This window comes from Klebsiella sp. D5A (genome assembly GCF_001620885.1).
GTDB classification, from domain to species: Bacteria; Pseudomonadota; Gammaproteobacteria; order Enterobacterales; family Enterobacteriaceae; genus Klebsiella; species Klebsiella variicola.
This window is the reverse complement of sequence record NZ_LOAR01000016.1, coordinates 90464-113414: the sequence shown is the minus strand read 5'-3', so window position 1 is coordinate 113414 and position 22951 is coordinate 90464. Positions and strand designations below refer to the sequence as shown.

23 protein-coding genes and 1 tRNA gene are annotated in these 22951 nt (G+C 57.2%); 15 read left to right on the top strand and 9 right to left on the bottom strand.

Annotated features, from left to right (window positions below; translation table 11 throughout):
• Nucleotides 1-3 precede the first annotated feature (3 nt).
• Nucleotides 4-759 carry a hydroxyacylglutathione hydrolase gene (gloB, locus tag AS136_RS21355; protein WP_008805253.1) on the bottom strand — a complete coding sequence of 252 codons (756 nt, stop codon included), beginning with the start codon at nt 757-759 and terminating at the stop codon, nt 4-6.
• 32 nt (nt 760-791) lie between these two features.
• Between gloB and AS136_RS21350 the strand changes: the two genes are divergently transcribed.
• Nucleotides 792-1514 (top strand): class I SAM-dependent methyltransferase, encoded by a 723-nt coding sequence (locus AS136_RS21350; protein WP_023322094.1) that lies wholly within the window; start codon nt 792-794, stop codon nt 1512-1514.
• Here AS136_RS21350 and rnhA read toward each other — a convergent pair.
• Complete coding sequence (rnhA, locus tag AS136_RS21345) at nt 1511-1978, bottom strand: ribonuclease HI (protein WP_004204620.1); 468 nt, start codon at nt 1976-1978, stop codon at nt 1511-1513. The genes AS136_RS21350 and rnhA overlap by 4 nt on opposite strands.
• Nucleotides 1979-2042: 64 nt before the next feature.
• On the opposite strand from rnhA, the gene dnaQ reads away from it, so the two are divergent.
• Together dnaQ and AS136_RS21335 are read left to right on the top strand one after the other, a co-directional pair.
• Entirely contained in the window at nt 2043-2774 is a 732-nt protein-coding gene (gene dnaQ / locus AS136_RS21340) for a DNA polymerase III subunit epsilon (RefSeq protein ID WP_004204621.1), read from the top strand.
• Between the two features lie 133 nt (nt 2775-2907).
• A tRNA-Asp gene (locus AS136_RS21335) sits at nt 2908-2984 on the top strand.
• A gap of 59 nt (nt 2985-3043) precedes the next feature.
• Here AS136_RS21335 and AS136_RS21330 read toward each other — a convergent pair.
• The gene (locus AS136_RS21330) at nt 3044-3925 is read right to left on the bottom strand and encodes a LysR family transcriptional regulator (protein ID WP_023322095.1); all 882 of its coding nucleotides are present in this window, start codon (nt 3923-3925) and stop codon (nt 3044-3046) included.
• A gap of 103 nt (nt 3926-4028) precedes the next feature.
• Here AS136_RS21330 and eamB point away from each other — a divergent pair, with 103 nt between their 5' ends.
• Nucleotides 4029-4631, top strand: coding sequence for a cysteine/O-acetylserine transporter (eamB, locus tag AS136_RS21325; RefSeq protein ID WP_063266963.1), 603 nt, complete (start codon nt 4029-4031; stop codon nt 4629-4631).
• Nucleotides 4632-4659: 28 nt separating this feature from the next.
• Here the strand turns inward: eamB and AS136_RS21320 are convergent, their stop codons facing one another.
• The 3 genes from AS136_RS21320 to fadE all read right to left on the bottom strand — a co-directional run bounded on the left by AS136_RS21320 (nt 4660) and on the right by fadE (nt 9401).
• A complete protein-coding gene (locus tag AS136_RS21320) occupies nt 4660-5760 on the bottom strand; it encodes an AI-2E family transporter (RefSeq protein ID WP_012542797.1) in 1101 nt (366 codons plus the stop codon).
• A gap of 248 nt (nt 5761-6008) precedes the next feature.
• A complete protein-coding gene (locus AS136_RS21315; protein WP_012968888.1) occupies nt 6009-6779 on the bottom strand; it encodes an amidohydrolase in 771 nt (256 codons plus the stop codon).
• A gap of 177 nt (nt 6780-6956) precedes the next feature.
• A complete protein-coding gene (fadE, locus tag AS136_RS21310) occupies nt 6957-9401 on the bottom strand; it encodes an acyl-CoA dehydrogenase FadE (protein WP_023322096.1) in 2445 nt (814 codons plus the stop codon).
• 239 nt (nt 9402-9640) lie between these two features.
• Between fadE and lpcA the strand changes: the two genes are divergently transcribed.
• Nucleotides 9641-10222: a D-sedoheptulose 7-phosphate isomerase gene (lpcA, locus tag AS136_RS21305; RefSeq protein WP_008805261.1), complete on the top strand. Its 582-nt coding sequence runs from the start codon at nt 9641-9643 to the stop codon at nt 10220-10222.
• A gap of 74 nt (nt 10223-10296) precedes the next feature.
• Nucleotides 10297-11064 (top strand): class II glutamine amidotransferase, encoded by a 768-nt coding sequence (locus AS136_RS21300; protein ID WP_008805262.1) that lies wholly within the window; start codon nt 10297-10299, stop codon nt 11062-11064.
• Here AS136_RS21300 and dpaA read toward each other — a convergent pair.
• Nucleotides 11035-11775, bottom strand: a complete 741-nt coding sequence (gene dpaA / locus AS136_RS21295) for a peptidoglycan meso-diaminopimelic acid protein amidase (RefSeq protein ID WP_023322097.1) — start codon at nt 11773-11775, stop codon at nt 11035-11037. The two genes, AS136_RS21300 and dpaA, sit on opposite strands and share 30 nt — an antisense overlap.
• Nucleotides 11776-12186: 411 nt before the next feature.
• Here dpaA and AS136_RS21285 point away from each other — a divergent pair, with 411 nt between their 5' ends.
• The 7 genes from AS136_RS21285 to nqrM are packed head-to-tail and all read left to right on the top strand — an operon-like array spanning nt 12187 to nt 18247.
• Entirely contained in the window at nt 12187-13530 is a 1344-nt protein-coding gene (locus tag AS136_RS21285; RefSeq protein ID WP_012968886.1) for a Na(+)-translocating NADH-quinone reductase subunit A, read from the top strand.
• Between the two features lie 3 nt (nt 13531-13533).
• Entirely contained in the window at nt 13534-14772 is a 1239-nt protein-coding gene (locus AS136_RS21280) for an NADH:ubiquinone reductase (Na(+)-transporting) subunit B (protein ID WP_023322099.1), read from the top strand.
• Nucleotides 14765-15559, top strand: a complete 795-nt coding sequence (locus AS136_RS21275) for a Na(+)-translocating NADH-quinone reductase subunit C (protein ID WP_023322100.1) — start codon at nt 14765-14767, stop codon at nt 15557-15559. Before AS136_RS21280 ends, AS136_RS21275 begins: the two co-directional genes overlap by 8 nt.
• The gene (locus AS136_RS21270) at nt 15552-16190 is read left to right on the top strand and encodes an NADH:ubiquinone reductase (Na(+)-transporting) subunit D (protein ID WP_002889716.1); all 639 of its coding nucleotides are present in this window, start codon (nt 15552-15554) and stop codon (nt 16188-16190) included. Before AS136_RS21275 ends, AS136_RS21270 begins: the two co-directional genes overlap by 8 nt.
• A gap of 6 nt (nt 16191-16196) precedes the next feature.
• A complete protein-coding gene (gene nqrE / locus AS136_RS21265; RefSeq protein WP_004177335.1) occupies nt 16197-16793 on the top strand; it encodes an NADH:ubiquinone reductase (Na(+)-transporting) subunit E in 597 nt (198 codons plus the stop codon).
• Between the two features lie 12 nt (nt 16794-16805).
• The gene (nqrF, locus tag AS136_RS21260; protein ID WP_008805267.1) at nt 16806-18029 is read left to right on the top strand and encodes an NADH:ubiquinone reductase (Na(+)-transporting) subunit F; all 1224 of its coding nucleotides are present in this window, start codon (nt 16806-16808) and stop codon (nt 18027-18029) included.
• Nucleotides 18030-18031: 2 nt separating this feature from the next.
• Nucleotides 18032-18247, top strand: a complete 216-nt coding sequence (gene nqrM / locus AS136_RS21255) for a (Na+)-NQR maturation NqrM (protein ID WP_004204638.1) — start codon at nt 18032-18034, stop codon at nt 18245-18247.
• Between the two features lie 630 nt (nt 18248-18877).
• On the opposite strand, the gene AS136_RS21250 is transcribed toward nqrM, so the two are convergent.
• Nucleotides 18878-19738 carry a glycerophosphodiester phosphodiesterase family protein gene (locus tag AS136_RS21250; RefSeq protein WP_060876702.1) on the bottom strand — a complete coding sequence of 287 codons (861 nt, stop codon included), beginning with the start codon at nt 19736-19738 and terminating at the stop codon, nt 18878-18880.
• 159 nt (nt 19739-19897) lie between these two features.
• Between AS136_RS21250 and dinB the strand changes: the two genes are divergently transcribed.
• Together dinB and AS136_RS21240 are read left to right on the top strand one after the other, a co-directional pair.
• Complete coding sequence (dinB, locus tag AS136_RS21245; RefSeq protein WP_008805269.1) at nt 19898-20953, top strand: DNA polymerase IV; 1056 nt, start codon at nt 19898-19900, stop codon at nt 20951-20953.
• Between the two features lie 2 nt (nt 20954-20955).
• Nucleotides 20956-21408 (top strand): GNAT family N-acetyltransferase, encoded by a 453-nt coding sequence (locus AS136_RS21240; protein ID WP_023322101.1) that lies wholly within the window; start codon nt 20956-20958, stop codon nt 21406-21408.
• A 42-nt stretch (nt 21409-21450) separates the two neighbouring features.
• Here AS136_RS21240 and pepD read toward each other — a convergent pair whose 3' ends face one another.
• Nucleotides 21451-22908 carry a cytosol nonspecific dipeptidase gene (gene pepD, locus AS136_RS21235; RefSeq protein WP_063266962.1) on the bottom strand — a complete coding sequence of 486 codons (1458 nt, stop codon included), beginning with the start codon at nt 22906-22908 and terminating at the stop codon, nt 21451-21453.
• Between the last annotated feature and the right edge of the window lie 43 nt (nt 22909-22951).

Genomic DNA, 22951 nt, shown 5'->3' with positions numbered 1-22951 from the left:
ATATCAGAAGTCGTCTTTCTTTGACCTTAACCATGCAAATCGCGCCACAGAGTGTTGCAAATTTGTTTCTTGGTTAATTTTATCAATTAAATCAATATCATTTACGCGTAAAAATAAATTTATACGACGCTCATTTTTCAGAGTTACGGGTAGTGTTTTTTGTTTTTTTGCACGTAACTCATTAACTTTATGATAGTAATCGTTTATGTCCCTATCATCTGGCAGGATACTCAATGCAAACTTCATATTCGCTAACGTATATTCATGTGCGCAACATATGAGGGTTTCTTCAGGAAGGGCGTTAATTTTCATAAATGATTGATACATCTGCTCTGCAGTACCTTCGAAGAGCCTTCCGCAGCCGCCGGAGAACATTGTGTCGCCACAGAACAGATAAGGTTCGCTGTAGTAACAGATATGTCCTAATGTGTGACCTGGCGTAGAGAAAATGGAAAAATCGTGCCCGAGAATTGACAGCCGATCGCCATCGCCTACCACCTGAGTGACTCCCTTATCCTGGGTTTCCGCCGGCCCGTAAACCACTATAGAAGGGAATTTTTCACGTAATTGTTTTACGCCACCGACGTGATCCTGATGGTGATGGGTTAGTAAAATGGCTTCGGGCTGCCATTGGTTTTCCTCAATGGCCGCCAGAACCGGCGCGGCTTCGCCTGGGTCAACGATGATGCAGCGGCCGTTATTCTCACTGAGAACCCAGATGTAGTTGTCCTGAAACGCGGGAATACTGATAAGATTCATAAATTACCTCTAAAGCGTAGCGGAAGGTGGCAATGAAGCCGGCAAGGATACCTCACACAGTGACAGCGCCTGAGCATTGGTCCAGTATGCCGTGGGGCGAATACTATCGCGAAACGCTGGAGCAGCAGATGAAACCGTGGCTGGCTAAATTATATGGCTTTCATCTGCTTAAGATTGGCAATCTGAGCGCGGAAATCAATACTGAAGCTTGCGCCATCTCGCACCAGGTCAATGTCTCGCTGGCAGGAAATCCGATGCAGGTTCGGGCCGATCCGCTGCATTTACCCTTTGCCGAAAAGTCCGTCGACGCCTGCCTGCTGGCGCACACCCTGCCGTGGTGTAGCGATCCGCATCGTCTGCTGCGGGAAGCCGATCGTGTACTGATCGATGATGGCTGGATGATCCTGACCGGGTTTAATCCGGTCAGCCTGATGGGGTTGCGTAAGCTGGTGCCGCTCCTGCGCAACGGTACGCCTTATAATAGCCGTATGTTTACGCTGATGCGCCAGCTGGACTGGCTGTCGCTACTCAACTTTGAAGTGCTGCACTATGGGCGTTATCAGGTTTTACCCTGGTCGCGCCACGGCGGCAAACTGCTGAGCACCCATCTGCCAGCGCTGGGCTGTTTGCAATTGATTATCGCCCGTAAACGGACCATTCCGCTGACGCTCAATCCGATGAAATCCGGTAAAGCGAAAACCCAGCTGCGGCCGGCAGTCGGCGCCACCCGGCAGTGGCGCAAGGGGCAGAATTAGCTCTCCGGCTGGTAGCCGATGTCGTCCTGAGTGGGATGGGAGGCCGCCGCGCGGGCCAGCTCGTCGCAGCGTTCGTTTTCTGGATGGCCGGCGTGGCCCTTCACCCACTCCCATTTGATCTTATGCTGGCCAAGCGCAGCATCCAGCCGCTGCCAGAGGTCGACATTCTTTACCGGTTTTTTCTCTGCCGTTTTCCAGCCGCGCTTTTTCCAGTTGTGGATCCACTGGGTGATCCCCTGGCGGACATACTGGCTGTCGGTGCTGAGCACCACCTCACAATGCTCTTTTAACGCCTCGAGAGCGACGATTGCCGCCATCAGTTCCATGCGGTTATTGGTGGTCAGACGGTAGCCGGCGCTAAAGGTTTTTTCGTGCTGGCGGTAGCGCATGATGGCGCCGTAACCGCCGGGTCCTGGATTTCCCAGGCAAGAGCCGTCGGTGAAAATTTCTACCTGTTTGAGCATCTCTGGTAGACTTCCTGTAATTGAAATCGATTTGTAAACGATAAGTCTGACATAAATGACCGCTATGAGCACTGCAATTACGCGCCAGATTGTTCTCGATACCGAAACCACCGGTATGAACCAGATCGGGGCGCACTACGAAGGACACAAGATTATCGAGATCGGCGCCGTGGAGGTGATCAACCGCCGCCTGACCGGTAACAATTTCCATGTCTATCTGAAGCCCGATCGGCTGGTGGATCCTGAAGCATTCGGCGTGCACGGGATCGCCGATGAGTTCCTGCTGGACAAACCCACCTTTGCCGACGTGGCTGATGAGTTTATGGATTACATCCGCGGCGCGGAGCTGGTGATCCATAACGCCTCGTTCGATATCGGCTTTATGGATTATGAGTTCGGTAAGCTGAACCGCGGCATTGGAAAAACCGAGACCTTTTGTAAAATCACCGACAGTCTGGCGCTGGCGCGGAAAATGTTCCCCGGCAAGCGCAACAGTCTGGATGCGTTATGTTCGCGTTACGAAATAGATAACAGCAAGCGTACGCTGCACGGGGCATTACTCGATGCCCAGATCCTTGCCGATGTCTATTTGATGATGACCGGCGGCCAGACGTCGATGGCGTTCTCTATGGAAGGCGAAAGCCAGCAGCAGGCGGGAGAGATGGGCATTCAGCGCGTCGTCCGCGCCGCCAGCCAGTTACGGGTGGTTTATGCCTCTGATGAAGAACTGGTGAACCATGAATCCCGCCTCGATCTGGTACAAAAGAAAGGCGGAAGCTGCCTGTGGCGTGCCTGATAACCACTAAAATGGATTAAAAGTAGGCGGTTGGGCGATTTTTGCAGCAAACGATTCAAAACGGTAGAAAAAGCGTTGACGGGGTAGAGGGGAATCCGTAATATTCGCCTCGTTCCCAACGGAACAACAACGCGGAGCGGTAGTTCAGTCGGTTAGAATACCTGCCTGTCACGCAGGGGGTCGCGGGTTCGAGTCCCGTCCGTTCCGCCACTATTCAGAAAGCCTGAATCAGCAATGATTCAGGCTTTCGTCGTTTTCGTCGCCGAATTTCAGCGCGCCTCTTGTTCCTCCTGCATACACTGCATGAATACCCGCATCGCCGGACTGATTGCTTTCCCGGCGTGATGGGCGCAGAGCGCATGGATCGTCAGCGGCGTCTTGCTGAACGGCAGCTCGACCAGCGTCCCGCGTTTGAGTTCCTCCTCTACCGCAAAGCGCGGCAGAAAACTCACCCCCAGATTGCCCGCCACGCACTGCTTGATGCTTTCAATACTCCACAGTTCGATGGTGTTCTCCATGGTAATGCCGCGCTGGCGCAGGGTACTTTCAAAAATCTGCCGGAACACGCACTGGGGTTCGTTGATGATAAAACTCAATGGGATATGCTGCCGCGGGCGCAGGAAGTCGACCGGCGCCTGATCGACTGACGCGACCAGCGCCAGCGGCTGCGGGCCAAGTTCCATCATGGTGAGCGCATCATCGTTGCCAACCCGGTAAAACACCCCCAGGTCGACTTCGTCAGCGAGCAGCGCATCACGGATGCTGTAGCAATTGAGCGACTGCAGTGACAGGCGGACCTTCGGGGCGCGTTGCTTAAAACGCTGCAGCACCGGCGGCATTTTGTACGCCAGCAGGGTTTCACCAGTGGCGACGCGAAGTTCGCCGCCGGGTTCATCGTCCTGGCGCGCCGCCTGGCGAATCGACGCCATCACTTTGGTCAGATCGTAGACGTGCGGCAGGACATTTTTACCGGCGGCGGTGAGACACATCCGTCGGCCAATTTTCTCAAACAGCGGGATGGCAAGCTCCTGCTCAAGCTGCTGGATATGAAAGGTTACGGTGGACTGGGTGCAGCACAGTTTCTGCGAGGCGCGCAGAAAGGATCCTTCTTCGACAACCGTTTTGAAGGTGATAAAGCGTCGCAGATCCATATTTCCTCTTTATATCGACATTCTCGAATTCAGAATGAAAAAACATTCATTTTTTTAAATTATCAGCTTCGGGTACTGTCTGCCAGTCAAGAGGAGAAAACACGTGACACCTACCCTGATTAGCGCCTTTTTAACTTACACCCTGATCACCGCCCTGACGCCCGGGCCGAATAATATTCTGGCGCTGAGCAGCGTCACCGCGCACGGCTTTCGACGGAGCATGCGGGTTCTGGCCGGCATGAGCTTGGGGTTTGTGATCATCATGCTGATTTGTGCCGGGCTGACGTTCACTCTCGTTACCCTGGATGAGGGGATAACCTCCCTGCTACGCTGGGTCGGCGCAGGGTATATCCTGTGGCTGGCCTGGCACATTGCCCGCAGCGACCCGGCCAGCGGTGGGCAGGAGGAGCGGCCTGTCAGCTTCTGGGCCAGCCTGGGGCTGCAGTTTGTGAATGTAAAAATTATCCTGTACGGCATCACGGCCCTGTCGACCTTTGTTCTGCCAGTGACTCGCGAGCCATTCTGGCTGGTGATGATAAGCCTGTTGCTATCAGTAATAGGCGTTGCCGGCAATCTTTGCTGGGCGCTGGCCGGTCAGCTGTTTCAGCCGGTGTTCGAACGCCATGGAAGAGGGTTAAATCTGCTGCTGGCGCTGCTGCTGGCGCTGCTGCTGGTCTGGTGCGCGGTACGAATGTTTATGGAATGAATTAAGGGAGCGTAACGCTCCCTTGAGGTTATTTATCCTGCGGCAGGGCGGGTTGCCCTTCATTTACCCAGGTCATGAAGATCCGATAACCGATGGCCAGCAGGGTGGCGCCGAGAAACATACCGAGAATGCCGTTAGAGGCCATTCCGCCGAGGGCGCCCAGCAGCACTACCGGCATTGGCGCGTCGACTCCGCGCCCCAGCAGCAGAGGTTTGAGGACGTTATCGGCCATGCCGGCGACGATCAGCAGGATGGTGTAGAAGATATCCATGCCGGTACTGTGGGTGCCGAGACTCCACATTAGCGCAATGGCCGGGGCCGTCACCAGGATCACCGGCACCTGGGCAATGCCGAGGATCAGGGCCAGAATAAAGAAGATCCCGACGGCGGGAATGCTGGCCATCAGCATGATCACGCCGACCAGCAGCGCCTGGATCAATGCCACCCCGATGACGCCCTGGGCGACCGCGCGGATGGTGCTGGTGCACAGGCGGGTGAGGGTCACGCCTTTATTTTCATCGGTAATACGGATGGCAATACGCTGGGCGCTGATGGCGCCCGCTGCGCCCCAGGCCATCATAATTCCCGAGACGATAAACGAAATAATAAAGCCAATCAGCCCGCCGCCCATGCTGGCCAAAATACTGAGAAACTGTTTGGCAATGTCGCCGATTTGCGAGCGGTAATTACTGAGCAGTCCCGGGAGATCGACGGAAGCTCTCATCCACAGGGCGCTAAGCCGTTCGCCAATGATCGGTAACGCGGCAATGCGCGAGGAGGGCGGGGGAATGGTAAAGCTCTGGCTGCCCATCTTGTCTATCATGGCGCTGGCGCTTTCCGCCAACGAGGTGATCATCAGCACCGTGGGGATGACGATCAGTAAAATACCTAACAACACCAGCACCACTGACGCCAGTCCCTGTTTGCCCGCTAACAATCCGGCAAAATATTGATGTAAGGGATAGAGCGCCACGGCGAGGATCAGCGCCCAGAGCATCATATTGATAAAGGGAGAAAAGACGGTAAAACAGAATGAGGCCAGCGCCAGAATAAGCCCGAACCGAATAAACATATCGAGAAAGCGGGTGACCAGCCGTTTTTCAATCAACAGCAGATTATTATTATCCATTTTCTTTTACGCTCACATAATATTCTTACGCCAACGCTCAGCGTTGTTTAACAAAACACGCCAGCAACAGAAAATTCATGATTTACAACGCAGAAGTGAGTTGAAGGTGATCTCCGCCCATTTGGTTGTGGGATCTTTTAATGAGTGTAGAACAGAAATGAATGGCGCCCGGCAAATATTCTGTGGTGCGTCGGCGGGCGAAATCCCGCTTTCTTTACCTGCTGAATGAGGAAGAAAGCGGAGGGATATTAACCGAGGGTAAAAGGATCGGCATCGCGCCAGGCGGGAAATTTTTCGCGATATTCCTGGAGGGCAGTCAGCGACAATTCGGCATCAAGACGGGTGGCCTGATGCGGATCGGCAGTGGCGACAATCTCCCCCTGAGGACTGATAATCCGGCTATCGCCGCGGTAATGATGGCCGTTACCGTCAGTACCGACCCGGTTACAGCCGGCGACATAGGCCTGGTTCTCGATAGCGCGGGCGACCAGCAGCGACTGCCAGTGTAGGGAGCGCGGCGCCGGCCAGTTGGCAACATACAGCGCCAAATCATAGTCGTTCAGATTACGCGACCATACCGGAAAGCGCAGGTCGTAACAGACCAGCGGCAGGATACGCCATCCGCGCCATTCAAAGACCACGCGTCGGTCACCAGCCTCATAATGATGGTGTTCATCGGCCATACGGAACAGGTGCCGTTTATCATAATGGTGCACCGTACCGTCGGGCTCGACCAGCAGGAAGCGGTTAACAGCGCCGTGTTCGGTTTGCAGCGCTGCGCTGCCGGCAATCAGCGCCTGGGTTTGCGCGGCCCGGGCATGCATCCACTCCACCACGTCGGCTTCGGGTAAAGACTGTTTTGCCGCTTCCATGGCAAAGCCGGTGGTGAACATCTCCGGTAAAACAATGACATCGCGCCCAATAATCCCTTCCAGTTGGCGATCAAAATGGCGCAGGTTGGCAGGGCCGTCCATCCAGACCAGCGGTTGTTGCAACAGCGTAATTTTCAGGCCAGGCACAATGGTCAACTCCATTCTCATGAGGGGGTTAGGTTAACTGTAACACCATATCAGCCTCGCGGCGGTCAGCGGAATATTTTGTTAAAAAAATGCTACTGACAGAAGCCACGGAGGAGGGGGGACGAAAAAAAGGCGGGGAAAATTCCCCGCCCGGCGTGTGATGTGGTGATTGTTTTATTATGCGGCTTCAACTTTGCGAACTTTTTCCGGCAGCTTTACCGGCTTTGTCGCCAGCTCCTCTGGCGCAAAGTCGTCGACGTTGATGCTGCGCAAGCGACTGTGCTCTGCGCGGGTCAGAATAGCGGCTTCTTCCTGATTTATTAATCCTTTGGCCAGCGCGTTGTGTGCCAGCTCATCCAGACGGGTGAACGGCAGGTTTTTACCCAACTCTTTGCAGATCCGCTGGTGGATAGGATCGGCCGCCATCACTTCCAGCAGGGCCTCTTCCAGCAGACCAACCGGGTTATGCTCGCTCGGCGTCAGGTACTGACCGCGACCGATGCGGGAGCGAGTGGCGCTGGGCACCTGCAGAATTTTAGCGACTTTATGGTCCAGCTTATCCGACGGCGCATGATGATGACGCCCGGTCGGGAAGATGGCCACACACATCGCACCTGCCACCAGACGGTTGGGGAAGTTTTTCAGCAGATCGTCGATGGCCTGTTCAGCCTGGTGCAGCGCATCCTGCACTCCCCAGTGAACCAGCGGCAGATCGGCTTCATTGCGTCCTTCATCGTCATAGCGTTTCAGCACCGCCGAGGCCAGATACAGCTGGCTTAACACATCCCCCAGACGCGCGGAGATACGTTCGCGACGCTTGAGGCTGCCGCCCAGTACCGCCATCGACACGTCTGACAGCAGCGCGAGGTTGGCACTCAGACGGTTCATTTGCTGATAGTAACGACGGGTGGCGTCACGGGTCGGCGCGCTGCTGGTGCGTCCGCCGGTCAGGCCCAGCCAGAAACTCCGGACTTTGTTACTGCCGACATGGCCGATGTGTTTGAACAGCAGCTTATCGTAGGCGTTCAGGTCGTTATTCTGCGCGGCGGCCATCTCTTCCAGCACGTAAGGGTGGCAGCGAATAGCCCCCTGACCGAAGATCATCATGCTGCGGGTCAGAATGTTTGCGCCTTCAACGGTGATGGCGATCGGCGCGCCCTGGTAAGCCCGGGCGAGGAAGTTACCTTCGCCCAGCATAATGCCTTTCCCGCCGGTAATATCCATCGCGTCGATAATGGAGCGCTGGCCGCGGTGGGTACAGTGATATTTCACAATCGCGGACAGCACTGCCGGTTTCTCGCCGAGCATAATGCCGTAGGTGATCAGCGACGCCGCGGCGTCCATCACATAGGCGTTACCCGCGATGCGCGCCAGCGCCTCTTCAATCCCTTCCATTTTGCCGATCGATATTTTGAACTGACGGCGAATGTGGGCGTAGGCGCCGGTCGCCATGGCGACGGATTTCAGGCCGCCGGTGGCGTTGGAAGGCAGGGTAATGCCGCGGCCCACGGACAGACATTCAACCAGCATGCGCCAGCCCTGACCGGCCATGCTCGGGCCGCCGATGATGTAATCGATCGGCACGAAGATATCCTTGCCGCGGGTTGGGCCGTTCTGGAACGGGACGTTCAGCGGGAAGTGGCGACGGCCAATTTCCACGCCCGGCGTTGAGGTGGGGATCAGCGCGCAGGTGATGCCCAGCTCTTCCTCGCCGCCCAGCAAACGGTCCGGGTCAGAGAGTTTGAAGGCCAGCCCCAGCACGGTGGCGATTGGCGCCAGCGTGATATAGCGTTTGTTCCAGGTCAGGCGCATCCCCAGCACCTGTTGACCCTGCCAGTCGCCCATGCACACCACGCCGGTATCCGGAATAGCGCCGGCGTCAGAGCCCGCTTCCGGACTGGTCAGTGCGAAGCAGGGGATTTCCAGGCCGCGCGCCAGACGCGGCAGATAATGATTCTTCTGTTCTTCGGTACCGTAATGCTGCAGCAGTTCGCCCGGGCCCAGCGAGTTTGGGACGCCGACGGTGATCGCCAGGATGCCGGAGACGCCAGAAAGTTTCTGTAGCACTCGCGCCTGAGCGTAAGCGGAGAACTCAAGCCCGCCATACTCTTTCTTGATAATCATCGCGAAGAAGCGGTGCTCTTTCAGATAGGCCCACAGCTCGGGCGGCAGATCGGCCATTTCGTGGGTGATGGCGAAGTCGTTAGCCATCCGGCAGGCCTCTTCCACCGGGCCGTCGAGGAAAGCTTGCTCTTCGGCGGTCAGGCGTGGCTGCGGATAGTTATGCAGCTTGTGCCAGTCCGGGTTGCCGCGGAACAGATCGCCTTCCCACCAGGTGGTGCCGGCGTCGATGGCTTCTTTTTCCGTACGCGACATCGGCGGCATCACCTTGCGGAAAGCGCGAAATGCCGGTGCGGAAATCATCGATTTACGCATGGGGGCAAAGTTGAACGGCAACAAAATAATGGCCAGCGGCAGCAGCAGCCAGATATTCCACAGTCCGGCCGCGCCGAGCGCCGCGGTCCAGGCGAGCAAAATCACACTGCTGAGCAGCAGGCTGACCCGGTGATAGAAGAGCGCACCGAGTAAAACGACGGTTGCAACAATACTCAAAATCATCATAGAGAAATGCTCCCTGAGCTTGTAGGAGGTCTGACCACTTGTGATGTATTGGTTGTAGTGCATGCGTTTTTATTTAGCAATGTGTTTACAAAATAATTACAACCTCGCTCACATTGTTGTATGCAAAAGCGGCACATAAAATCAAAAGGGCGGGGGATAACACTGCCTGCTGCTTCTCGCTTCGGCGGCTATCCGGTACACTGCCAGGGTTATTCCACTCATACTGAAGGATTATCCTCATGTACCAGGATCTTATTCGTAACGAACTGAACGAAGCCGCGGAAACGCTGGCTAACTTTCTGCAGGACGAAGCCAATATCCATGCTATCCAGCGTGCCGCTGTTCTGTTGGCGGATAGCTTTAAGGCGGGTGGGAAAGTGCTGTCCTGTGGTAACGGCGGTTCCCATTGCGATGCGATGCATTTTGCGGAAGAGCTGACCGGTCGTTATCGCGAAAACCGCCCGGGTTACCCGGCCATCGCGATCTCCGACGTCAGCCATCTCTCCTGCGTGAGCAATGATTTTGGCTATGAGTATGTGTTCTCCCGCTATGTTGAATCCGTCGGCCGTGCGGGCGATGTGCTGCTCGGCATCTCCACGTCAGGTAACTCCGGCAACGTGATCAAGGCCATTGAAGCCGCGCGGGCGCAGGGGATGAAAGTGATCACCCTGACCGGTAAAGACGGCGGCAAAATGGCGGGTTCCGCCGACGTTGAAATACGCGTGCCACACTTTGGCTATGCCGACCGCATCCAGGAGATCCACATCAAAGTGATCCATATCCTGATTATGCTGATCGAAAAAGAGATGGTGAAAGGCTAACAGGCAGGCGAGTGTGTACTGTTGACGGCGGCCTCGCTTTGGCGCCGTCGTGATTTGTGAGGGTGAGGTGATCTATGTGCGAACTGCTCGGGATGAGCGCCAATGTGCCAACAGATATCTGTTTTAGCTTTACCGGGCTGGTGCAGCGCGGGGGCGGGACGGGGCCGCATAAAGACGGCTGGGGCATCACCTTCTATGAAGGCAAAGGCTGTCGCACATTCAAAGATCCGCAGCCGAGCTTTCAGTCGCCGATCGCGAAACTGGTCCAGGATTACCCGATTAAGTCCTGTTCCGTCGTCGCCCATATCCGTCAGGCCAATCGCGGGATGGTGGCCCTGGAGAACACCCATCCCTTCACCCGCGAACTGTGGGGGCGCAACTGGACCTATGCGCACAATGGGCAGCTCAAAGGCTATAAATCGCTGAAAACCGGTAATTTCCATCCGGTAGGTGAAACCGACAGTGAAAAAGCGTTTTGCTGGCTGCTGCACCGTTTAACCGAGCGCTATCCGCGCACGCCGGGCAATATGCTGGGCGTTTTCAAGTATATCGCCACCCTGGCGGGTGAACTGCGTGAGAAAGGGGTGTTCAACATGCTGCTGTCGGACGGGCGCTACGTGATGGCGTTCTGCTCGACCAATCTGCACTGGATCACCCGGCGGGCGCCGTTTGGCGTGGCAAAACTGCTGGACCAGGATGTGGAGATCGACTTTCAACGCGAGACCACACCCAACGATGTGGTCACGGTTATCGCCACGCAGCCGCTGACGGCCAATGAAACCTGGCACAAGATCATGCCAGGCGAGTGGGCGTTATTTTGTCTCGGGGAGCGTGTAGTTTGAGGCCAGCTGCGGCTGAACAACCTCGTGGCTGAGCGGCTTGCTTACCACATAGCGGCCGTCAGTCACTGACACAATCGGCGGTTTGTGGGTCTGCTGGAAATAGTCATAGCCAGGCTTAAGCTGTTTCCAGAAATCCGCATAGTAGGAGTATTTGTGGCGTTCCATATTGGCGTTGGTCATGCGGAACGGATAGATACTCACCTGCACGCTTGGCTGGCCGAAGACTAAGGCGCCGGTCACAAACTGGAAGATCTCATCGATCCCGCTGTCGGTCATGGCGTAGCAGCCGACTGAGACGCAGTCGCCATGGATCATCAGGTATTTCCCTTCATAACCATGGGCGCGATCGTAGGCGTTCGGGAAGCCGATGTTAATGGCTTTATAGAAGCGGCTGTCGGGTTTGAGCTGGCTGCGGGTGACGCTATAGAACCCTTCCGGACTCTTGAAATCACCCTGGCGCTGTTTCGGACCCAGGCCACCGGAATAGTTGCAGATCCGATAGCTGTCGAGGAGCTGGTAGGTTTCACCCATTTTGACGTAAAGGTCGAGCATGCGCTCTTCTTTAAAGATCTCAATGTAAACCGGTGAACCCATTAATTGCTGCTTGTATTCTTTGCTAACCGGCGTCGTCGGGCTATTGCTGCTGAGCAGCCCGGCAAATGACACGCACGGCAACAGAATCATCGCAATAAATAATGCGATTTTGCGCATACTGCTTGTTCCTTGATAAAACAAAATAGCCACATTGCCAGGACGGCAAGAGAGACCCGAAATCAGAGTTTTCTGGATTTAGAGCGCTCACATTAGCATCACGGCATTTTTTCGCAAGGGCGACGTGGCGGCGTTTACAATTCAGCCTCACTTTATAACCCGCTTACGGCGAAAACACAGTCAGAACTTTGCGCAATAGCTCGCATTTTAGAAGCACTTATTGCCCCTCGCGCTACAGCCGCCGCTCACGAAATGTTACACTTGCGCCGGTTCATCACCAGAGTAAGAAAGGAGGCTTCTCTTCCGTCATGAGCGCCACTGGCGCCGTTTCGCCCTTTCTTCTCTGCCATTCTGTCAATAAGCTGGCCCCGGCCTGCGTCGGGGTTGAGGTTACGGATACCTGCTAACGATATGATTAAAATCACGAAAGGGCTGGATTTGCCCATAGCTGGCATGCCATTACAGCAGATCTCTCCTGCGCCAGCGGTGAAGCGCGTCGCGCTACTCGGCGAAGAGTACGTCGGGATGCGTCCCGCTATGGCGGTCAAAGAGGGCGATCGGGTCAAAAAAGGTCAGATCCTGTTCGAAGATAAAAAGACCCCCGGCGTCTACTTTACCGCCCCGGCGAGCGGGGTTGTCAGCGCCATCCACCGCGGTGAACGGCGCGTTTTACAGTCAGTGGTGATTGATATCGAGGGCAATGACGCGGTGGCCTTTACCCGTTACGCCGCGGACGCACTGGCTGAGCTGCCGCGCGACACCGTACAGCAGCAGCTGCTGGCCTCGGGCCTGTGGACGGCGCTACGCACCCGGCCATTCAGTAAAACGCCGCGCCCGGGCAGCGTGCCCGCCGCTATTTTTGTCAACGCCATGGATACCAATCCGCTGGCGGCGGAGCCGCAGCCGATTATTCTGGCCGAGCGTGCCGCCTTTGATGCCGGTCTTACCGTGCTCACGCGTCTGACCGACGGGAAAGTGCACGTCTGCCAGCCCAGCGGCGGCAAGCTGGGCGGCCATCCTGCCGGCCAGGTCTGTTTTAATCAGTTCTCCGGGCCGCACCCGGCGGGGCTGCCGGGAACCCATATTCACTTTCTGGAGCCGGTGAGCCTGAATAAACAGGTCTGGCACCTCAATTATCAGGATGCGATCGCTATCGGTCAGCTTTTCCTTGAAGGTGAGCTGAACTGCGAACGGGTAATTGCGCTCGGCGGCCCGCAGGTGAAGTCGCCGCGGCTGGTCAAAACGACGCTGGGCGCCAGCCTGGACGATCTGCTGGCGGGCGAGCTGGAGGAGGGGGAAAACCGCGTCATTTCCGGCTCGGTACTTAGCGGTACCCGCGCCCACGGCCCCCACGCTTTCCTCGGGCGTTTCCATCTGCAGGTGAGCGTGGTTCGCGAAGGTCGGGAAAAAGAGCTGTTTGGCTGGGTGATGCCGGGCAAAGAGAAGTTCTCGATTACCCGCACTACGCTAGGCCATTTCTTCAAGCGCAAGCGCTTTCATTTCTCCACGGATACTAACGGCGGCGAGCGGGCGATGGTGCCGATTGGCAACTATGAGCGGGTCATGCCGCTGGATATTCTGCCGACCATATTGCTGCGCGATCTGCTGGCCGGCGATAGCGATAGCGCCCAGGCGCTGGGCTGTCTGGAGCTGGATGAAGAAGATCTGGCGCTCTGCACCTACGTTTGTCCGGGCAAATATGAATACGGTCCGGCGCTGCGCAGCGTGTTAACCCAGATTGAGCAGGAAGGATAAGAGATGGGCTTAAAGCACCTGATTGAGAAACTTGAGCCGCATTTCACGCATGGCGGCAAGCTGGAAAAATATTACCCGCTGTATGAAGCGGCGGCGACCATCTTCTACACGCCGGGGCAAGTGACCCGCGGCGCGGCGCACGTGCGCGACGCCATCGACCTCAAGCGGATGATGATCCTCGTGTGGTTTGCCGTATTCCCGGCGATGTTCTGGGGCATGTACAACGTTGGGCTGCAGACCCTTCCGGCGCTGCACAAACTGTACGGCGCTGAACAGCTGCAGCAGGTCATTGCCAACAACTGGCACTATAGCGTTGCCCAGTGGTTAGGGGTCAGCTTCAGCGCTGACGCCGGCTGGCTGAGCATGATGACCCTGGGCGCGGTCTTCTTCCTGCCGATCTATATCACCGTTTTTATCGTCGGCGGCTTCTGGGAAGTGCTGTTCGCGATTGTGCGCAAACATGAGATCAACGAAGGCTTTTTCGTTACCTCAATTCTCTTCGCGCTGATTGTGCCGCCTACGCTGCCGCTATGGCAGGCGGCGCTGGGGATCTCCTTTGGGGTGGTGATCGCCAAAGAGATTTTCGGCGGTACCGGGCGCAACTTCCTCAACCCGGCGCTGGCGGGGCGCGCGTTCCTGTTCTTCGCCTACCCGGCGCAGATTTCCGGCGATCTCGTGTGGACGGCGGCGGATGGTTTCTCCGGCGCCACGCCGCTCTCCCAGTGGGCCAGCGGCGGCGGTGAAGCGCTGGTTAACGTCGCGACCGGCATCCCGGTGAGCTGGATGGACGCCTTCCTCGGCAACATTCCCGGCTCAATTGGCGAAGTCTCCACGCTGATGATCCTGATCGGCGGCGCGATCATTCTCTTTGGCCGCGTCGCGTCCTGGCGCATCGTCGCCGGGGTGATGATCGGCATGATCGCCACCGCCACCCTGTTTAACGTTATCGGCTCCGATACCAACCCGATGTTCTCGATGCCGTGGTACTGGCATCTGGTGCTCGGCGGCTTTGCCTTAGGCATGATGTTTATGGCGACGGACCCGGTATCCGCCTCGTTTACCGATAAAGGGAAATGGAGTTACGGCGTGCTGATCGGCGTGATGTGCGTGCTGATCCGCGTGGTGAACCCGGCTTATCCGGAAGGGATGATGCTGGCGATCCTCTTCGCCAACCTCTTCGCACCGCTGTTCGATTACCTGGTGGTGCAGGCCAATATTAAGCGGAGGAAGTCGCGTGGCTGAGAAGAAAAGTAACGATAGCATCGGCAAAACGCTGCTGGTGGTGCTGGTGCTTTGTCTGGTCTGCTCCATCGTGGTAGCGGGCTCGGCCGTGGGGCTGAAATCCCGCCAGCAGGCGCAGCGGGCGCTGGATAAGCAGCGCAATATCCTGGCCGTCGCCGGCCTGATACAGCCCGGGATGGATGCTGATGCGGTAGCGGAAACCTTCGCGGCGCGCATTTCGCCGCGACTGGTGAATCTGGCGACCGGCGAGCTGCTGAAGAAAGACCCGGCAAAATTTAATCAGGCCCAGGCGCTGAAGGATCCGCAGCAGAGCATCGCGCTGGACGCCAGCCAGGATCCGGCCGGCATTAAGCGGCGTAGCAACCTGGCGGAAATTTATCTGGTGCGCGACGCGCAGCAACAGATTGAGCAGATGGTGCTGCCGATCTACGGCAATGGCCTGTGGTCGATGATGTACGCCTTTGTGGCGCTGGACGTTGATGGCCGCACGGTGAAAGGCATTACTTATTACGATCAGGGGGAAACCCCGGGGCTGGGCGGCGAAGTGGAGAACCCGAACTGGCGCCAGCAGTTTATTGGCAAGCAGGTGCTGGATGACAACGGCATGCCGGCACTCCGGGTGGTGAAAGGCGGCGCGCGCGCCGGTGACCTGCATGCAGTAGACGGTTTATCCGGCGCCACGCTAACGTCTAACGGCGTGCAGCACAGCTTTGATTTCTGGATGGGTGAACTGGGCTTTGGTCCGTTCCTGAAAAAAGTGCGTGAGGGAGGGCTGAATAATGGCTGAACAGAGCGATATGAAAGAGGTGAAGCGTGTGCTGGTGGGGCCGCTTATCGCCAATAACCCCATCGCCCTGCAGGTGCTCGGCGTCTGCTCCGCGCTGGCGGTGACCACCAAACTGGAAACCGCCTTCGTGATGACCATTGCGGTGACGCTGGTGACGGCGTTCTCCAGCATGTTTATCTCGATGATTCGCCACCATATTCCCAATAGCGTGCGCATCATCGTGCAGATGGCGATCATCGCCTCGCTGGTCATCGTGGTGGATCAGCTGTTGCGGGCTTTCGCTTATGAAACCTCTAAGCAGCTGTCGGTATTCGTCGGGCTTATCATCACCAACTGTATCGTGATGGGTCGCGCCGAAGCCTACGCCATGAAATCGCCGCCGCTGGCCAGCTTTATGGACGGTATTGGCAACGGTCTCGGCTATGGCGCGATCCTGATAATCGTCGGCTTCCTGCGCGAGCTTATCGGCAGCGGCAAGCTGTTCGGTATCACGGTGCTGGAGACGGTGCAGAACGGCGGCTGGTATCAGCCGAACGGCCTGTTCCTGCTGGCGCCGAGCGCATTCTTCATTATCGGTTTGCTGATCTGGGCCCTGCGTAGCTGGAAGCCTGAGCAGCAGGAAAAGGAGTAATCGATGATGGCTCATTACATTAGCCTGTTTGTCCGCGCGGTGTTCGTTGAGAACATGGCGCTGGCCTTCTTCCTCGGGATGTGTACCTTCCTCGCGGTGTCGAAAAAGGTCTCCACCGCCTTCGGCCTCGGCGTCGCAGTGACGGTGGTGCTGGGTCTTGCTGTGCCAATCAACAACCTGGTCTATAACCTGGTGCTGCGCGACGGCGCGCTGGTGGAAGGCGTAGATCTCAGCTTCCTGAACTTCATCACCTTTATCGGGGTGATTGCGGCGCTGGTGCAGATCCTCGAGATGATCCTCGATAAGTACTTTCCGGCACTCTATAACGCGTTAGGGATCTTCCTGCCGCTTATCGCCGTTAACTGCGCCATTTTCGGCGGCGTGTCGTTCATGGTGCAGCGTGATTACAACTTCCCGGAATCCATCGTCTACGGCTTCGGCTCCGGCATCGGCTGGATGCTGGCGATCGTGGCGATGGCGGGGATCCGCGAAAAAATGAAGTACGCCAACGTGCCCGCCGGCTTGCGCGGGTTAGGGATCACCTTTATCACCACCGGGTTGATGGCGCTGGGCTTTATGTCCTTCTCCGGCGTGCAGCTATAAGGGCGAATAAGTATGGAAATTATTCTTGGCGTCGTGATGTTCACGCTGATTGTGCTGGTGCTGTCGGGGCTTATCCTGGCTGCGCGCTCAAAGCTGGTGAACGCGGGCGACGTGGTTATTGAGATCAATAACGAAGCGGATAAACAGATCCGCACCCCGGCGGGTGACAAACTGCTGAACACGCTGTCCAGCAACGGTATCTTCGTCTCTTCCGCCTGCGGCGGCGGCGGCTCCTGCGGCCAGTGTCGGGTGACCATCAAAGAAGGCGGCGGCGATATTCTGCCGACCGAGCTTTCGCATATCACCAAACGCGAAGCCAAAGAAGGGTGCCGCCTGGCCTGCCAGGTGGCGGTGAAGCAGAATATGAAAATTGAGCTGCCGGAAGAGATTTTCGGCGTGAAAAAATGGGAGTGCGAGGTTATCTCTAACGATAACAAAGCCACCTTCATTAAAGAGCTCAAATTACGGGTGCCTGATGGTGAAGCGGTGCCGTTCCGCGCCGGCGGCTATATTCAGATCGAATGCCCGTCGCATAAAGTGGCCTATGCCGACTTTGATATTCCTGATGAATATCGTTCAGACTGGGACAAATTCAATCTGTTCCGCTATGTCTCTGAGGTGAAAGAACCGACCCTGCGCGCCTACTCGATGGCTAACTATCCGGAAGAGAAGGGCATCATTATGCTCAACGTGCGCATCGCCACGCCGCCGCCGAAGGTCCCGGATGCGCCGCCGGGGATCATGTCGTCCTATATCTGGTCGCTGAAGCCTGGCGATAAGGTGACGATTTCCGGGCCGTTCGGCGAGTTCTTTGCTAAAGAGACCGACGCTGAGATGGTGTTTATCGGCGGCGGCGCCGGCATGGCGCCGATGCGCTCGCATATCTTTGATCAGCTTAAGCGGCTGCACAGCACGCGCAAAATCAGCTTCTGGTACGGCGCCCGTTCGCTGCGCGAGATGTTCTACGATGATGAGTTCGAGCAGCTGGCGCGCGACAACCCTAACTTTACCTTCCACGTCGCGCTCTCCGATCCGCTGCCGGAAGATAACTGGACCGGGCATACGGGCTTTATCCATAATGTTCTGTATGAAAACTATCTGCGCGACCACCCGGCGCCGGAAGACTGCGAATTCTATATGTGCGGGCCGCCGGTGATGAACGCCGCGGTGATAAAAATGCTCAAAGACCTGGGCGTCGAAGATGAGAACATCATGCTCGACGACTTTGGAGGCTGACGATGCTGACGGTATTTGTCGCGACCTTTGTGATTTTTGCGCTGGTGATCCTCGGTATGTCGCTGGGCTACCTGGTGAAGCGCAAGAGCATTCAGGGCAGCTGCGGCGGGATCTCGTCGCTGGGGCTGGAGAAAGTCTGCGACTGTCCGGAACCGTGCGACGCGCGTAAGAAACGTCTCGCTCGCGAGGCGCAGCGTCAGCAGCGGCGTATTTTGTAATGCCCGGCGGCGCTGCGCATGCCGGACCTGCTGCTTCAGTTTTGTAGGCCGGGTCAGGCGCAGCCGCCACCCGGCATAAAGCGGCTCCGTGCCCGGTGGCGCTGCGCTTGCCGGGTCTGCTGCTTCGGTTTTGTAGGCCGGGTCAGGCGCAGCCGCCACCCGGCGAAATAACAGCGCAACCGGAGATGTCCCTGCTCGCGCTGCGCTTAGCAGGACTACCACTTCTGTGTTATTTCCGGGCAGATTGCGCTCCCAATATTTCTTCTGCGTTATGTCACTCATGGCACAGGGAGCGCACAGGGGGCGGCCAGTCGCCGCCGCCCCCTGTACCCCCGGGCTCCGGCCAGCAACATCGCCACTGCGTGGTGCCTTCGACTTATCCCTTCAGGCTTCGGGTCGGGCCGAGGCAGCATCCGTGCAAAACACGGCCCTCAGCCCGCATCCATGCGGGCTGCCCCGGCCTTCCGGGAACGTCTCAGCGATGTTGAGGCCGCCAGCACCGGCAGTTTCAGTTGCCCCAGGCCCGGCGGTGATTTGGGACCGTAGGCCGGGTCAGGCGCAGCCGCCACCCGGCAACAACATGCCAGCAATGTGAGGCCGCTTTCGCGGCCTTTTTAGCCGTTGACTCCCTTACTGCCAGCTTTTCGCCTGTGCCGGAGAATCCACCATCACCCCGTCGGCGCCCAGCTCCTTCGCCGTGCGGTAGTCTTCCGCACTGTTGATGCCGAAGAAAATAATGTGCGCTTTGCCCTGTGAGCGGAAGCAATCCATCGCCTCTTTATCCCAGGTGAGCGTTGCCGGGGAGATCCCTTCGCCAAGGGTAAACTTCTCCACCACCTCGACCTTGCGCTTCAGCTCCAGCCCATACCACTGCTCGCCCTCGTGCTGGCTGCTCAGTTGACACTGGTGGCTGAGTGAAATAGTCGCAAGTTTAGTGCGAGTCTCGCTGCGGGTGACGAAGCGGGGAATAGCCGATGGCAGGGCGGCGATATAGCGGTCATCGGTGGAATAGACCCGCACGCGATCGAGGCTGTCGGTGGCTTTTAACACCGCCAGCAGGCGTTCGCCCATCACCGCCGGTTCGGCATCTGGAGATTTGATATCGATATAGAAAAAAGTGTGCGGCCACTGTTGCAGCACGCTTTGCAGGGTCGGGATCGTGGCCTGCTTACCGCGCCACGGGTGGCTGTCATCCCCCCATTTCCAGCCGGCGTCGACTTTCGCCAGCTCGGCGGCGGTTAAGCTGGAGACCTTACCCTCGGCGTTGGTCAGGGCGGAGAGATCGCTTGAACGGTAGAGTACCGGTACGCCGTCGCGGCTTAACTGCACCGTGACCCAGATGGCCTCAGCGTGGTTCTCCAGCGCCAGTTTAATGGCCGGCAGGGTATTTTCCGGCGCATCGCCGGTACCGCCGCGGTGGGCAATCAGCTGTGGGTTAGCTAAAGCGCTGCTGGCGGCCAGCAGGCAAAGGGCGGTGAGTCGTTTCTTCATAATTGTATCTTTCAGATTAGTTGATTAACGTTATGAAAATAAACATGATTTATTGCACTTTTATGTTGTCAGCGTTTTTTTGACCACCGGAGTAAAAAAAGCATCAAACTGGCGCGCAGTTTTGCTATGCTGTATGGGTATACAGTGTTGAGTCTGACGATGCGTAAAATTATCCATGTCGATATGGACTGTTTCTTTGCAGCGGTGGAGATGCGCGACAACCCGGCGTTGCGTGATATCCCCCTCGCGATAGGCGGCAGTCGGGTACAGCGTGGCGTGATTAGTACCGCGAACTATCCTGCGCGTAAGTTTGGTGTGCGCAGCGCCATGCCGACGGCAACGGCGCTCAAGCTGTGCCCGCATCTCACGCTGCTTCCCGGCCGCTTCGATGCCTACAAAGAAGCCTCGAATCATATCCGCGAAATTTTCTCCCGCTATACCTCGCGCATTGAGCCGCTGTCGCTGGATGAAGCCTACCTTGACGTCAGCGACAGCGTGCATTGTCACGGGTCGGCCACTCTAATAGCTCAGGAGATCCGCCAGACCATCGAACGGGAGCTGCACCTCACCGCCTCGGCGGGCGTGGCGCCGGTGAAGTTTCTCGCTAAAATCGCTTCCGATATGAATAAACCCAACGGCCAGTTCGTTATCGCTCCCCATCAGGTGGCAGAGTTTGTGCGGGCGCTGCCGCTGGCGAAAATACCCGGTGTCGGAAAGGTGTCGGCGGCGAAGCTGGAAAATATGGGCCTGCGTACCTGTGGCGATGTGCAGAACAGCGATCTGGCCATGCTGCTCAAGCGCTTCGGTAAATTCGGCCGTATTCTGTGGGAGCGCAGCCACGGGATTGATGAGCGGGAAATCCATAACGATCGGCAACGTAAATCGGTGGGTGTGGAGCGGACGTTAGCGGAAGATATCCACGAATGGTCAGCGTGCGAAGCGATTATCGAAAATCTCTATCCCGAACTGGAGCGGCGGCTGGCGAAGGTCAAACCGGACCTGTTGATCGCCCGCCAGGGGATTAAACTGAAATTCAATGACTTCCAGCTGACCACTCAGGAGCACGTCTGGCCGCGGCTGAACAAAGAGGATCTGATTGCCACCGCCCACAAAGCCTGGGATGAGCGGCGCGGCGGACGGGGCGTGCGTCTGGTTGGGCTCCATGTGACGCTGCTCGATCCGCAACTGGAAAGGCAGCTTTTATTAGGGATTTAACCATGCATATTCGTGCTTACCGCGACAGCGATTTGCCATTGCTCTGCCAGATCTTTCTGCGCGCGGTGCAGGAAACGGCGAGCCGGGACTATATCCCGGCGCAGATTGCGGCCTGGGCACAGGTGGATGAGACGCGCTGGCGACAAAAGCTGGCTGACTCAGTCGGGCGGGTAGCCGTGGTTAACAATCAACCGGTTGGCTTTATCACCGCCATCGGGACGCATATCGATTTGCTCTTTGTCTCGCCGGATCACGCCCGGCAGGGTATCGGCGGCGCGCTTATCGAGGCGCTCTGCGCTCAGTATCCTGCTCAAATCCTGACGGTGGACGCCAGCATTACCGCAAAGCCCTGTTTTACGGCCCATGGATTTAAAGTGGTGGCGGAGCAGCGGGTGGCGGCCCGTGGGGAGTGGTTTATTAACTACCGGATGGAAAAACGCGTGGCGCTAAGGTGATGCGGGGGAAAACCGGCGGCAGACTGCCGCCGGTGGTGGGGCTTATTTAGCCGGAATGGCTTTCAGCAGCTCGGTCAGCAGCGTCCAGTACTGGCCGACGCTCTCGATATGTACCTGCTCATCCGGGGAGTGCGGACCGGTAATGGTTGGCCCGATGGAGACCATGTCCATCTCTGGATACGGTTTTTTGAACAGACCGCATTCCAGACCGGCGTGGATGATCTGGATGTTCGGCGTCTTGTTGAACAAACGCTGGTAAGTCTCGCGCACCAGGTGCATTACCGGCGAGTTGGCGTCCGGCTGCCAGCCAGGGTAAGCGCCTTTGGCTTCGGTTTTCGCCCCCGCCAGTTTACCCAGAGAATCCAGCATGCTGACCACGTAGTCTTTGCCGCTGTCGATCAGCGAGCGGATCAGGCAGTGGATCTGCACGTTGTCATCGGTCATGGTGACGACGCCGACGTTCAGCGAAGTTTCCACTACGCCTTTCGCCACGTCAGAGTTGCGGATAACCCCGTTCGGCGTGGCGTTCAGCAGGCGGATGAAACCGTCGCGGGAAGCCTGCGTCAGGGCTGCTTTGTCGTTATCAACCGCTTCCAGGAGCACTACCAGGTTCTTCTCTTTGGCCTCCAGCTCGTTTTTCAGCAGCGCCTGGTAAGTATTCACCAGCGCTTTCAGCGCATCGGCTTTATCCGCGGCGACGGCGACGGTCGCGTATGCTTCGCGCGGGATGGCGTTGCGCAACGTACCGCCGTTGAAATCGACCAGACGCAAATCCAGCTCATCGGCGTGGCCGGCGAGGAAGCGAGACAGCAGCTTGTTGGCGTTACCCAGACCCAGGTGAATGTCACCGCCGGAGTGGCCGCCTTTCAGCCCTTTTAAGGTTACTTTAAAGCTCTGGAACCCGGCCGGAATCGCTTCTCGGGTCAGCGCCAGGTTAGAGGTGAAATCGATCCCGCCGGCGCAACCCATGTAGATTTCGCCTTCTTCTTCGGAGTCGGTATTGATCAGGATATCCGCCTGCAGCCAGTTGGCCTGCAGACCGAACGCGCCGTCCATACCGGCCTCTTCGGTCATGGTCAGCAGCACTTCCAGCGGACCGTGAGCGACGCTGTCGTCGGCCAGCACCGCCAGTGCAGACGCCATCCCGATGCCGTTATCCGCGCCCAGCGTGGTGCCGCGCGCTTTCACCCATTCGCCGTCAATGTACGGCTGGATCGGATCTTTGGCGAAGTCGTGGACGGTATCGTTGTTTTTCTGCGGCACCATATCGAGGTGCGCCTGCAGCGCTACCGGCTTGCGGTTTTCCATACCGGCAGTCGCGCCTTTACGAATCAGAATGTTGCCAACCTGGTCACGTTCCGCGTGTAAGCCTTTATCTTTTGCCCAACCCATAATGTGCTCGGCGAGCTGTTCTTCGTGATAGGACGGGTGCGGGATGGAGCAAATCTTGGCAAAAATATCCCAAAGCGGCTGCGGGGATAATTGAGACAGTTCAGACACGGTAAGTCTCCTTACAGACTCCTGCATACAGCGGTTGCAGGAC